The organism is Corynebacterium sp. c3Ub_189 (assembly GCF_039907195.1).
GTDB lineage: Bacteria > Actinomycetota > Actinomycetes > Mycobacteriales > Mycobacteriaceae > Corynebacterium.
This window is the reverse complement of record NZ_JASBOF010000015.1, coordinates 18,569-31,511: the sequence shown is the minus strand read 5'-3', so window position 1 is coordinate 31,511 and position 12,943 is coordinate 18,569. Positions and strand designations below refer to the sequence as shown.

The following is a 12,943-nucleotide window of genomic DNA, read 5'->3' as shown; positions in this document are numbered from 1 at the left end:
ATACCTTTGCTACCAAGATCACTTTAATGTTCCTTTTGAATACCTATTCGCTGAAACGCACCATTGTTTGAGAAGATATGTTCTTGCCTTAAAATTTAAATAGTGAAGTAAATACTCGCGGCAAAGATGCGAGTGCGAAAGCAATGACCGCTCCGGCAGAGAAGACCACAGCGTTTAGAATGGCAAGCATGGATAAGCTATTTAGCACGTGCGGTTTCGACTTCGCGGATATGGAAGAACTCATTGCGGAGCTACCTAACGACCACGACATGTGGGAGGCGCCCGGATTTGATCGAGTGTTATTCCACGCCGACCCATCTGGCATGGCGGTTACAGGTATGGAGTACGAAGGGGAGTGGGCCGCAGTTCCTTCCTACCGGGGCGGGGAAGAGGCACCGGGCACCATATATCGCGCAACGCCCTATATCGGCATTGTGGAAACTGGTGATCTACAGTTCGCGGCGCTGGCGGATGCGCCCTTCGCCCTGCCGGCAGGCAATCCAGTCGGAGGAGAAAAGCTCCAAGGACAGGTGCGGCCGGCGGTTGTGGCTTTGAATTACCAGGTAGGGGAGCCGGAAGAGTTTTCGTTGACTTCGCCCGCTACCGAGCGCTTCTACCGGAACTTCAAGCCCAGCATGCTTAACCCGCAGGTAGAGGTAGCGGGGACTATCGGAGGCGTCGCCAAGCACAGCAATGAGCTGGGCATGGGGGAGTTTTGGGTATGCGACCTCGACGGTCTCCCCCTCATCGTGAACGAGAAGCTGGAGGTCGGCCAGGGGATCCGGGCGCACGGCATTGCGCTGTGCGCCACGGAATTTTGGGACGAGTAACTACTTGACCACGAGGTTGACCATCCGGCCAGGGACGTAGATCTTCTTGACTACGTTCTTACCGTTGGTCAGCTCGGCAATCTTCGCGTCAGCGAGGGCAACGTCAAAGACCGCGTCCTGGTCCGCATCAGCGGCCACGTTGATCCGGGCCTTGACCTTGCCATTGATCTGAACTGGCACCTCGATTTCATCGTCTACCAGGTACTTTTCCTCATAAGTGGGGAAGGGCTGATAGGTGATGGTCTCGTCATGGCCGAAGCGCTGCCACAGTTCCTCCGCGATATGCGGGGCAATGGGGGAGACCAACTGTGCGATCGGCTCCACGGCGGCGCGCGGGGCCTCGGTGCGGTAGGTCTTGGTCAGGTAGTTGACGTACTCGATGAGCTTAGCCACCACGGTATTGAGCCGCAGGTTCTCGTAATCATCGCGCACGCCTGCGATGGTGCGGTGGAGCTGCTTGAGGTCATCCTCGCTCAAGGCGGCGTCGGTAGTGGCCAGCTCGCCGGTGTCCTCGTTGACGGCTAGGCGCCACAGGCGCTGCAGGAAGCGTTGGGAGCCTACGACGTCCTTGGTAGCCCACGGGCGAGACGTATCCAGAGGACCCATGGACATCTCGTAAACGCGCAGGGTATCGGCACCGAAGTCGCGGCAAATATCGTCCGGAGCCACGGCATTCTTGAGGGACTTGCCCATCTTGCCGTACTCCTGATTGACCTCTTCGCCGTTGTAGTAGAATTTGCCGTCCTTTTCCTCTACTTCAGCGGCTGGAACGTACACGCCGCGGGAATCCGTGTAGGCATAGGCCTGGATATAGCCCTGGTTGTACAGGCGGCGGTAAGGCTCTTGGGAGCTAACAAAGCCCAGGTCAAAGAGCACCTTATGCCAGAAACGGGAGTAAAGCAGGTGCAGCACAGCGTGCTCGACGCCGCCGACATAGAGGTCCACGCCGCCCGGGTCCTGCGGGCCATGCTGATCCGGACGCGGGCCAGTCCAGTAGCGCTCGTTCTCGATATCGCAGAATGCCTCATCATTGCGGGGATCGATATAGCGCAGCTGGTACCAAGAAGAACCCGCCCACTGCGGCATAACATTGGTATCGCGGAAATAGGTCTGTGGACCGTCGCCCAGATCCAGCTCTACCTCGACCCAATCGCGCACCTTTGCCAGCGGTGGTTGTGGCTCGGAATCCTTGTCCTCGGGATCAAAGGAAACTGGCTTATAGTCTTCCACCTCTGGTAGCTCTACCGGCAGCATGGATTCCGGCAGGGCGTGGGCAAAGCCGTCCTTGTCGTAGACGATGGGGAAGGGCTCGCCCCAGTAACGCTGGCGGGCGAAGAGCCAATCGCGCAGCTTGTACTGCACCTTTTCGCGGCCAGAGCCGTCCTTTTCCAGCCATTCAATGGCCGCGGCAATGGCCTCGGCCTTATTCAGGCCGTTAAGATCCAGGCCTTTGTCGTTGGAGGAATTAACCAGCGCGCCGTCCTCGGTCCAGGCTTCTTCCTCCACGTTTCCGCCAGAGACAACCTCCGTAATAGGTAGGCCGAAGGCCTGGGCAAACTCGTAGTCACGGGTGTCGTGCGCCGGAACTGCCATGATGGCGCCGGTGCCGTAGCCGGTCAGGACATAGTCCGCGATGAAGATCGGGACCTTCTTGCCAGAAACCGGGTTGGTGGCATAAGTACCCAGGAAGACGCCGGTCTTTTCCTTGTTCTCCTGGCGCTCCAGGTCGGACTTGGCGGCAATATCGGTGCGGTAGGACTCCACGGCCTCCTTCGGATCATCGTGGCCATAGGTCCAACGCTCATCCACGTCATCGTCATAAGGGATGGGGGAGAGGAGGGCGTCGACAAGCTCGTGCTCTGGGGCCAGCACCACGTACTCGGCACCGAAGAGGGTATCCGGGCGGGTGGTAAAGACCTCGATCTCGTAGCCCTCGGCAGGGAAGGAGACCTCTGCGCCGCGGGAACGACCGATCCAATTGCGTTGCATGGACTTGACCTTGTCCGGCCAATCCAATAGCTCCAGATCATCCAGCAAGCGATCGGAGTAGGCGGTAATGCGCATCATCCACTGCGAAAGGTTCTTGCGGAAGACCGGGAAATTGCCGCGCTCGGACTTGCCCTCAGCGGTGACCTCCTCGTTTGCCAGCACGGTACCCAGGCCCGGGCACCAGTTCACCGTGGAATTAGACAGGTAGACCAAACGGAATTCATCAATGGCCGCGGCCTTTTCCTCTTCGGTGAGGTCCTCGTAGTAGCGGCCGTCCTTAGTGGTGCGCTTATTGGCCTCTAGTTCCTTGATGAGCTCCGCAATGGGGCGCGCCTTCTGCTGCTCCTCATCGAACCAAGAGTTATAAATCTGCAGGAAGATCCACTGCGTCCACTTGAAGAACTCCGGATCGGTTGATTCCACAGAGCGGCGCGGATCGTGGCCCAAGCCCAACATGCCCAGCTGGCGGCGCATGTTGTCAATATTCGCCTCGGTGGTGGTGCGCGGGTGGGTACCGGTCTGGATGGCGTACTGCTCGGCCGGCAGGCCGAAGGCATCGTAGCCCAAGGTGTGCAACACGTTCTTGCCCAGCATGCGGTTATAGCGGGCGTAAGTATCGGTGGCAATATATCCCAGTGGGTGTCCCACGTGCAGGCCCGCACCGGAAGGGTAGGGGAACATATCCTGCACATTGAGCTTTTCCTTAGGCAACTCGCCCGCATCGGTGGCGAGCTCGCCCACCGGGTTCGGGGCATTAAAGGTGCCATTGTCTTTCCAGTACTGCTGCCAGGTCTTCTCTATCTGGTTCGCCAGCTCCGGGGTATAGCGGTACGAAGTGGAATCGCTCTGGGTAGTCATAATCACACAGTGTAATAGCCGCATCCCGGCGCGGGGTAGTTCGCTATGCTTTCCGCGTTCTGCTTGGCACGCACATCCAAAATCCCCGCCGTAATCGCCCCCGGTTTTCGCGCCATTTCCGCCGCTCGCAGCCAAAATGCAGATCTGCATGAAAATGATCTAGGCTGGGGTAAATGAGCCAGGAGAAGTTTCGCAGCCAGCTATCATCTTTTGCAGACGCAGCGGTATTTCAGGGGATCCCGCACCTGCGCCTCTCCCCAGCTACCAACACATTGGAGCTGTACCTACCGGCCGTAACCGCAGGTTATGAGCCAGAAGATCCCCAGTGGACCGTGACCGCACAGCTGCTCGACGGCAGCGAGGACACCCGCAAGTTCTACTACGTGGAGGGCGAGGAGCCCGGCTTGTGGATCAGCATGCCGCGTGCCTTTAGCCACCTCAGCGTTTCCTTTGAGGAGCACACCTTGGAGTTTGCCGGCGTGGCCAATGGCGGATTGCTGCTCGATTCCACCCATCGCCCAATCGATACCACCACAGCGGTAGCCAAGGGTTCTTATACCTTCATCGCCCCCACCGGCACGGAGCTTGCTAAGGCCAAGGTCGGCGAGGCCCGTCCCCACGGTGCATGGGAGGGCTGGACCATCGCCCCGGTCGAGGTCAGCCAGTCTTTCACCGTGGAGGTTCCGCGCCAAGAATCCGCGACCATCAAGGTGTCCGGCAGCCCTGATTTTGCCTGGGACATGGCCGTGAAGACGCTACCTAATGCCCATGGCCTAGATGGTGAACTGGTCTATACCCAGTCCCCGCGGGTCATCGCCAATACGGAACTCAGCATGGAGCTGGCCTATGTCCCCATTGGTGGGGAAGAGGAGGCCGTGCTGGAGGATGAACTACCGGAGGGCATTCACGAGGTACTTCCCGCAGACGCCTTCGAGGATCCCTGGGTGGGCCGCTACCGCTTCACCCTGTACAAGGACGAGGAACTGGTGGATATCCAGTACCTCAATTTTGCGGAGTCGCTGCACATGCGTGCCAAGAACGAGGGCCCGCGCGGCACCAACTTTCGCTTTATCGATGCCCTGGGCAACCTTTCGCCGTTTAGCTATGCCTTGGCTTCTGCGCCGGGCAAGGCTATCCAAATGGAAAAGGGCCAGCGCGTCTTTGGCGAGGACGAAAGCGTGCGCGAGGAGACCGTCGGCAGTGAGGCCGGCTATGAGCTGACCTTCCAGGTGGAGCCGGCGACGATTCGTACTCGAGTCAAACGCACCGCGGCCGAGCCCGTGGATTACCTGGATAAGCAGGTCATCCTGGCGGACCAGCTCGATGCGGATGCACTTTTTACCATTCATTCTCCGGAGCCACTGCCGCTGGCAAAGTTCGTGGTTATTGATAAGAACCAGAAGATTAGGGACCTGGTCACCGCCAATGGCTCAACGGAAGCGGCCACCAGCCTATCCGTACCCAACCGCGCGCTGAAGTCGGCACTGACGAAGAAGACCTCGCTGGAGCTTTACCTCCTGTGGTCCACGTTGTCCTATGAGGAATACCTCGAAGGCCTGCCGGAAAAGGAGCGCGCAGCGCACCAAAAGCGCAGCTTTGAGCGTCGCGTCATGGAATATGAGGCCACCGCGGCCAGCGACCTCATTTATGCCGCCATCGCCACCGTGCGCAAGGCACCGTTGGTCGCCCGCGCAACCATTGAGGACGGCATCCTCGTCCCCGAGCAGGCGCACGAGGAGGAGGTAGAGCTATTGGCTTGGGCGTGGCCGCTGGGCAATCCCGCGGGCGAGCCGCTACCACTGGAGCCCACTGAGGAAGGCTTTGAGCTGCCCGAGGAGCTGCTGGACGCCGGCCACCTCATCGTGGACTTCCGCGAGGATGAGCCGGCCAGCGACTTGGCCGCGCCGCAGTACCCGCCGGCTAGCGCTCTTATCATCTTCCACGACGGTGAAACCGAAAACACCGAGGGTATGTGGCCTGCCTACGCGGCCATGCGCCGCCTCGCACCCAAGGCCAAGGAAACCTTCGAGGGAATCATCAAGGAGATTGAGGCCGATCCGCGCGCCAGCATGGATGCACTTATGGCCGCGGAATTTGAGCCGGGGCAGCGCATGCGCGCCTTTGTCCGCACCGGCTTGGTCTCCCGCACCTTCCGCCGCGAGGAGCCGGCCGGCGAGCCTTCCTCGCTCTTGGCCGCGCTTGCCGACGCCGCCTATGACTACGTCGAAGCCCACGGCTCCGCCTCCCTCGCACGCGTGCCGTCCACCGGCATCGACGATGTCACCCGCCCCATGCTGCTGATGAGCGCAACAGGCGAGGCACCTACACCAGCAACGGACAGCGACCAGCTCTGCGATGATGCCCACCGCATCGCCGCACTGCGCGAGTGCTTTGCCAATGACCTTGCGCTCACCCGCCTCGGCACCATTTCCAAGCTGCGTAGCACCGCAATGCAGCTGCGGGTGACGCTGCAACAGCTGGGCGTCGATAAGTCCGTGCTGCATACCCTGCTCGCGCTGGACGCCTTTGGCGATGGCAATTCGGAGCTCGGCGATTCCGCCTGGATGCCGTTTATTTCCTACGTCTTTGCCATCACGGCGCGCGGCGTGGCCAATGGCAAGCTGGCGGACCCTGCTTTCGCCGCCACGCTTGACGACGCCCTCCCGCAGCTCGCCGAGGCCGTCTCCCTCGCCCCGCAGCTTTTCTACCGCGATATTCTCACCGCGGAGGCGCTCACACTCAGCTAGGGTGACAGGCATGCAGGTCATCTCCACCAATGTCGCCGTCCGCCGGCCGGACCCGAGCGGGCGGCATGAGTTCTCGGGCATCGACAAAAAGCCGCAGGATTTCATCGAGCTGGCAGCACCCGGACCCCATTATGGCGATGGTTCCGGGGTGCGCGGCGATATAATTGGTGACACCAAACATCACGGCGGCAACGATAAAGCCGTCTACGCCTACTCCCGCGAGGAACTGGATTACTGGCAATCCGAGCTTTCCCGCCCGCTGGCCTCCGGCGGCTTTGGCGAAAATCTCACCACGCGGGGCATCGATCTCTCTGCTCTGCTCATCAATCAGCGCGTGCGCATTGGCACCGCCGTGCTTGAGGTATCCGTGCCCCGCCAACCATGTGCCACCTTCGCTGGCTGGCTAGGGGAGCGCGGCTGGCTCAAGCGCTGGACCGCGCGTGGTGACTGCGGCACCTACCTGCGCATCATTTCCCCCGGCCGCATTCGCCCCGGCGACGCCATCGAGCTGGATACCCCACCCAGCCACGGCATCACCATGCGCATGGCCTTTGCCGCCAAGATGGGCGACCGCGCCCTGGCCCGGCGCGTTATTGATGCTGGCTGCCTGCCCACTCGCCAACAGAACTCGCTTCGCACCTAGTTACACAAGCACTTATAGTCCGCCATCAAGGTGCACATAAGCTTCGCTGCCCACCGCCCCAACCTCTTAAGCGTTCCCATCAATTTCGGCAGTGCTCGAAAGATATCCGCCCGTCCCGCGTCCTCATATCGGGCTCGTCATTGCCCCGCCCTAGGCCTGCAGGCCAGGCACCCGTGGCTTGTACTCGGCGCTATGGGAAGCCGCAGAGGCCCACAGTAGGGACCGGGACCGTTAGTCGGCACATCCCTGCACAGCGAGTCTAGACGCATACTCTACTTCCGGAACCGCAGGCCACGTCACGACGTTTAGCTTGCCAAGAGTCCAGCACAGTCTTCTCGCCCGGAGTGCGCGCATAACAAAAACACGCCAGCACTGAGTGCTGGCGTGCTTTACATGCTAAGTGCGAAGTAGGGGAGTGTAACTGTGCTACTCGCCCTTTTCAAAGCTCAGATGGTGCCCCTTCGCCTTAGGGAAGCGGCCGTGCACAAAGAAGTAGTAGATAGCGGCGATAACCACGAGGCCCGCGAGAATAAGATACATCGTGTCGAAGCCCGTTGCCGCAACGATGGGGCCCAGGCCGAATGGAGCCAGGCCAATGCCGAGGTCCATGAGCAGGAACATGGTGGAGATGCCCGCGCCCATTTGCGCGGCAGGCACCGAGCGCACGGAGATGGCTTGGCAGGCGGGGCTGAGGGTGCCGAAGCCCAAACCGGTGCAGGCGCCTGCGACCACCAGCATGACGTCATTGGTGGGGAAGCCCATGAGCAGCAGCGCCACGACAAAGGCGGCCAAGCCGAGGTACATCACGGCATTATCACCCTTATGGTCCTGGATGCGCCCCAAGACGAAGCGCATGATGAGCATCGTGACCGCATAGCCAATGAAGAACAGCCCTGCGCCGGTGGCCAGGTCTTCCTTGCGTGCGTAGGCGTTGAGATAGGTAACCACGCCGGAGTAGGCGATGCCGACTAGGAGCATGAATAGACCGATGGGAACCACGTTGGGGTGTACGGCATTGCGCAGCCTAAAGGCCGGCTTTTCGGAGGAAACCTCGGCCGGATAGCGCAGCACCAAGGCCAGGATCAGGGAAACGATATTTGCGCCAAGGGCGACTGCAAATAGCGTAGTGTAGCCGATGTTATTGGCCAAGAACAGGCCGATAGCTGGACCGAACGCGGTTGCCAGGGTAGTGCCCAAGGCGAAGTATCCGGTGCCTTCCGCACGGCGCTCGTGCGGGATAACGGACTGCGCTACCGCCATGAGTGCGGTAGAGGTCAAGGCATAGCCCGCGCCGTGCACCATTCGCACGATAATCAAGACCGCAACATTATGCGCAAAAAAGTACGCCACAGCTACAACTGTGACGAAGACCAGTGAAGTCAAGGCCGCCTTCTTGTGGCCCACGCGGTCCACGATCCAGCCGGAGAACACGCGCATGCACGTCGCGCCCAGAACAAAGGCACTGGAGGCGAAACCACCCACGGTATCCGATGCCCCGAAACTCTCTACCGCGTAGAGGGCCATGGTGGTTACGGACAGGTAGAAGACCAAGAACTGACAAAAATTAGCCACCCACGCGAGGACAAACGTAGGCGTAATCAGCGGCGGCTTAGCCGCTGCAGATTCTGTAGACGTCATATACTCACTCCAAATAACAAAAAGAAAATTCCCTCTCCACGCGCTGGCCATAAGGCCACGCATCGCAGATGAAGGAAATAGAAATTAAATTTTACGGAGAGGAACTATACGCCCCGCAGGCTGCAAAGGTTAATTGAAAAGCTTTCCAGACCCTTACCGACGCCGCCCGTACACGGGCGGCTACCGACAATCGCTACGCTTTGAACTGGAAAATGCTACGCACTGGGTAGGTAGCGTTGACTTATTCGCGCTTAAGAAAAGTTCTTGAATCCTAGGCGCCGGCATAAGGATCACGAATACCCAAGTACTGCACCGAGGTATATTCTTCAATACCTTCGGCGCCGCCTTCGCGTCCTAAACCAGAGTGCTTGACGCCGCCGAATGGGGCAGCGGCATTGGAGATGACACCGGCATTGAATCCCATCAGCCCAAACTCGAGGCCGTCGGCAACGCGCCAGAGGCGATCGGAATCCTCCGTATATACATAGGAGGCAAGTCCGTAATCCGTATCGTTCGCAATCTCTAGCGCTTCCGATTCATCCTTGAAGGTTAGGATGGGCGCGACCGGTCCAAAAATTTCTTCCTGAGCGACGCGAGTTTCACGTGAAACATTGCTCAGGATAGTGGGCGCATAGAAGTGACCCGCGCCCTCGCCGCGGGTGCCGCCGGTGACAACGGTCGCACCCTTGTCCACCGCATCCTCAACCAAGGATGCAACATTGTCGAGTGCCTTAGCCTCAATCAGCGGACCACACGTCACACCTTCGTCCATGCCATTACCGACGACGAGTTTCTCAAACTCTGCTGCCAGCTTTTGCGTAAACTCCTCCGCCACGGACTCGTGCACCAAGAAGCGGTTGGCCGCAGTGCAGGCCTCGCCAATATTGCGCATCTTCGCGCCCATGGCTCCCGCAACCGCTTGGTCAATATCCGCATCCTCGAAAACAATGAACGGTGCATTACCGCCAAGCTCCATAGAGGTGCGCAAGACATTATCCGCGGCACCCTTAAGGAGGATTTTGCCCACTGGGGTAGAACCGGTGAAGGAGAGCTTGCGCAAGCGGGCGTCGGCAAGCAAGGGCTCCGAAATGGCCGAAGCGGAGCTGCCGGAGACCACATTGAGCACGCCCTGTGGCAGGCCGGCATCGAGCATGGTTTGTGCGAAGTACTGCGTGGTGAGCGGCGTCAGCTTGGCCGGCTTCAGGACCATGGTGCAGCCCGCTGCAACGGCCGGAGCAACCTTTCGGGTGGCCATGGCGAGGGGGAAGTTCCACGGAGTAATCAATAGACACGGACCCACAGGCTTGCGGCGGGTAACCATGCGCAAGGTACCTTCCGGGACGGGGGAGTAGCGGCCATAATCGCGCGTGGCTTCCTCACTAAACCACCGCAAGTATTCCGCACCATAGGTGACCTCACCTTGCGACTCAGCAAAGGGCTTTCCCATTTCAAGGGTCATCAGGGTGGCGAACTCATCGGCGCGCTCGTGTACCAATTCAAAGGCGCGGCGGAGTATATCGGCGCGCTCGCGCGGGGTGGTGCGCGCCCACTCATCTTGGACCGCACAGGCAGCATCGAGGGCAGCCACCGCATCATCAGAATCCGCTGACGACAGCGTGGCGATGGTCGCGCCCGTCGCCGGATTTTCTACGTCAAAGGTCTCACCGGAAGACGCATCGCGCCACTGTCCGCCTATCAAAAGCTGAGTGGGGACCTTCGCTAGTAGTTCCTTCTGGTCGATGCTCATATTCATCACCTTTCTCCATTGCGTGAATGCACTCCACAGTACCGCGATTCGTTAGCTGGCTTTCTTGGTCCGGCGCCAAGCACAAGCGCATAGTGGGAGAGGATGAATATTTTTATCGATTACCTGACAGGCTATAGAAATCTAGGTTAGTATGACCGTTATGAAGAAGATGACTACTGCTTGGTGGTGGCGCGCGTAACCCGCGGGCCTTATTCCACATCCCATTTTTAGGCTCGCATTCTGCGGGCCTTTTGGCGTTTTAGTGCCTCTGCTCGCGGAAGCTTCCTATCCGTTTCCCCGTTCCCCACACCCATCGAAAGGGCACTGCAATGCCATACACCGCCACTCGCGACATCTCCTACGGCAGCGATGCGGCCGCAATCTTTGACGCCCTCGCACAACCGCACGACTCCCTACTTCTCGAAAGCGCGGACATTGAGACAAAGAAGAATCTCAATTGCCTCGCGGTCCTCAGGGCCGCCCTGAAAGTAACATGCCACGGCCAGAGGGTAGAGGTACGCGCCCTCACGGAGGCAGGGGAGACGCTCCTTCCTTCCCTCGAGGACCGGTTCCACCATCGCCTAGTTTCACGTGAAACTACCGCCGCGGTTTTCGAATTCTCGCTGTCCACACAGCCCGACGAGCGGGAGCGGCTTCTTGCCGAATCTACCGCCGATATTTTGCGGTTCCTGCAATTAGAAGCCAACTATTCCTCTCCAATATTGCCGTTCCTTGGGGGCGGATTCGCTTATGACTACCTCGCTACTTTTGAGGAACTGCCCGAGGTTGAGCCCGGGGCCAACACCTACCCGGACTTTGAATTCTTGGTAGCCCAAACGGTCCTCGCAGTGGACCACCTACAAGGAACTGCACACCTAGAAGGCTGGGACATCGACGACAAGCGCCTGCAGGAAGAGTTGGATTCTCTTGCCTCACTGCCGGTGGCTGCTCGTCCCACGGCGCCGCAAAGGGAAAAGATCCGGGCGGTGGCCGATGTGAATGATGCGGGGTTTCGGGCGGACGTCGACAAGCTTAAAGGCAATATTCACGCCGGCGATATCTACCAAGTAGTGCCCGCGCGCGCCTTCACCGTGGAATGCCCCAACGCCCTGGCTGCCTACCGGGCGCTGCGCGAGACCAACCCCTCGCCCTATATGTTCTACGTCCGCGGTGCCGTCTATGAGCTCTTCGGCGCCTCGCCAGAATCAAATCTCAAGTTCACGCCGGAAGATGGGCAGATTCAGCTCTATCCCATCGCCGGAACTCGGCCACGCGGGCTCAACCCGGATGGCAGCATCAACCATGAACTAGATATTCGCAACGAGCTAGAAATGCGTACAGACCAGAAAGAGATTGCGGAGCACACAATGCTGGTGGACCTAGCACGCAATGACCTCGCTCGCGTGGCCGTGCCCCGCAGCCGGCAAGTGGCAGAACTCCTGCACGTTGACCGCTACTCACGGGTCATGCACCTGGTCTCCCGCGTCACGGCGACGCTCCACCCGGACTTCGATGCGCTCGATGCCTACCGCGCGTGCATGAACATGGGAACGCTTACGGGAGCGCCCAAACTTCGCGCCACCGAACTTGTGCGCTGCACGGAGGGAAAGCGCCGCGGCTCCTATGGCGGGGCGGTGGGATACCTGCGCGGCGATGGAGCCATGGATAACTGCATCGTCATCCGCTCGGCCTACGTCCAGGACGGCACCGCAGTTGTGCAGGCCGGCGCCGGCGTGGTCAAGGATTCAGTGCCGCAAGCCGAGGCCGATGAAACGGTGCATAAGGCCTACGCCGTCCTCCATGCCATCGCCATGGCACACGGAGCCGAATTGGAGGTACAGCGATGAGCTCGCCGCATATTGTCCTTCTGGATAACCACGATTCTTTTGTCTACAACCTCGTCGATGCCCTCGCTCGATTCGATACCACCGTGTTTCGCAATACCGTAGCGGTGCACGATGTGCTGCACGCGCAACCCGACATTATTGTGCTTTCCCCGGGCCCCGGTCATCCTCGGGATGCCGGCTGCATGATGGAACTTATCGACGCCACCCTAGGCACCACCCCGATCCTCGGCGTATGCCTCGGCTTCCAAGCGCTACTCGAGCACCACGGCGGCGCGGTCGAACCGTGCGGCCCCGTACACGGGAAGTCCCTCCCGATGAACCTGACCGAGGCCGGCGTTATGCACCCCGTCTTTCAGGGCCTTGCCACCGATACCGAGCCGGACCAACCGGATCACTTAGGTACGCAAGTTCCGGTGGCGCGCTATCACTCGCTTGGATGTACGGACCTCCCTCGGGGGATGCGTTGTCTCGCGCGTACGTCCACAGACATCGGAGAGGTAGCCATGGCAGCCGAAACGGACGACGGTAGGGCCCTCGGCTTGCAATTCCACCCCGAGTCCATCCTTACGCCCCGCGGCCCCGCCATGCTTGAGCGTTGCATTAACCAACTATATACACCCGCAACTATAGATACGGAGCACTAA

General features: G+C 59.7%; 8 protein-coding genes. 5 read left to right on the top strand and 3 right to left on the bottom strand.

Annotated features, from left to right (window positions below; all coding sequences use genetic code 11):
- Positions 1-188 precede the first annotated feature (188 nt).
- The gene (locus tag QKD99_RS08390; protein WP_337887670.1) at positions 189-830 is read left to right on the top strand and encodes a hypothetical protein; all 642 of its coding nucleotides are present in this window, start codon (positions 189-191) and stop codon (positions 828-830) included.
- Here QKD99_RS08390 and leuS read toward each other — a convergent pair whose 3' ends face one another.
- A complete protein-coding gene (leuS, locus tag QKD99_RS08385) occupies positions 831-3,677 on the bottom strand; it encodes a leucine--tRNA ligase (protein ID WP_347951205.1) in 2,847 nt (948 codons plus the stop codon).
- 173 nt (positions 3,678-3,850) lie between these two features.
- On the opposite strand from leuS, the gene QKD99_RS08380 reads away from it, so the two are divergent.
- On the top strand, positions 3,851-6,424 hold the full coding sequence (locus QKD99_RS08380) for a hypothetical protein (RefSeq protein ID WP_225746244.1): 2,574 nt from the start codon (positions 3,851-3,853) through the stop codon (positions 6,422-6,424).
- 10 nt (positions 6,425-6,434) lie between these two features.
- A complete protein-coding gene (locus QKD99_RS08375; RefSeq protein ID WP_347951204.1) occupies positions 6,435-7,067 on the top strand; it encodes an MOSC domain-containing protein in 633 nt (210 codons plus the stop codon).
- 426 nt (positions 7,068-7,493) lie between these two features.
- On the opposite strand, the gene QKD99_RS08370 is transcribed toward QKD99_RS08375, so the two are convergent.
- Together QKD99_RS08370 and QKD99_RS08365 are read right to left on the bottom strand one after the other, a co-directional pair.
- On the bottom strand, positions 7,494-8,705 hold the full coding sequence (locus tag QKD99_RS08370) for an MFS transporter (protein ID WP_284769066.1): 1,212 nt from the start codon (positions 8,703-8,705) through the stop codon (positions 7,494-7,496).
- A gap of 271 nt (positions 8,706-8,976) precedes the next feature.
- Positions 8,977-10,452, bottom strand: coding sequence for an NAD-dependent succinate-semialdehyde dehydrogenase (locus QKD99_RS08365; RefSeq protein WP_297845545.1), 1,476 nt, complete (start codon positions 10,450-10,452; stop codon positions 8,977-8,979).
- A 329-nt stretch (positions 10,453-10,781) separates the two neighbouring features.
- Between QKD99_RS08365 and QKD99_RS08360 the strand changes: the two genes are divergently transcribed.
- Positions 10,782-12,299, top strand: a complete 1,518-nt coding sequence (locus tag QKD99_RS08360; protein WP_347951203.1) for an anthranilate synthase component 1 — start codon at positions 10,782-10,784, stop codon at positions 12,297-12,299.
- Entirely contained in the window at positions 12,296-12,943 is a 648-nt protein-coding gene (locus tag QKD99_RS08355; RefSeq protein WP_347951202.1) for an anthranilate synthase component II, read from the top strand. The genes QKD99_RS08360 and QKD99_RS08355 overlap by 4 nt, the downstream gene beginning before the upstream one ends.

What these genes read in the sequence shown, in the direction of transcription:
- QKD99_RS08390 (WP_337887670.1), top strand. Translation starts at nt 189, where the DNA reads ATGGATAAGCTATTTAGCACGTGCGGTTTCGACTTCGCGGATATGGAA.
- leuS (WP_347951205.1), bottom strand. Translation starts at nt 3,677, where the DNA reads ATGACTACCCAGAGCGATTCCACTTCGTACCGCTATACCCCGGAGCTG.
- QKD99_RS08380 (WP_225746244.1), top strand. Translation starts at nt 3,851, where the DNA reads ATGAGCCAGGAGAAGTTTCGCAGCCAGCTATCATCTTTTGCAGACGCA.
- QKD99_RS08375 (WP_347951204.1), top strand. Translation starts at nt 6,435, where the DNA reads ATGCAGGTCATCTCCACCAATGTCGCCGTCCGCCGGCCGGACCCGAGC.
- QKD99_RS08370 (WP_284769066.1), bottom strand. Translation starts at nt 8,705, where the DNA reads ATGACGTCTACAGAATCTGCAGCGGCTAAGCCGCCGCTGATTACGCCT.
- QKD99_RS08365 (WP_297845545.1), bottom strand. Translation starts at nt 10,452, where the DNA reads ATGAGCATCGACCAGAAGGAACTACTAGCGAAGGTCCCCACTCAGCTT.
- QKD99_RS08360 (WP_347951203.1), top strand. Translation starts at nt 10,782, where the DNA reads ATGCCATACACCGCCACTCGCGACATCTCCTACGGCAGCGATGCGGCC.
- QKD99_RS08355 (WP_347951202.1), top strand. Translation starts at nt 12,296, where the DNA reads ATGAGCTCGCCGCATATTGTCCTTCTGGATAACCACGATTCTTTTGTC.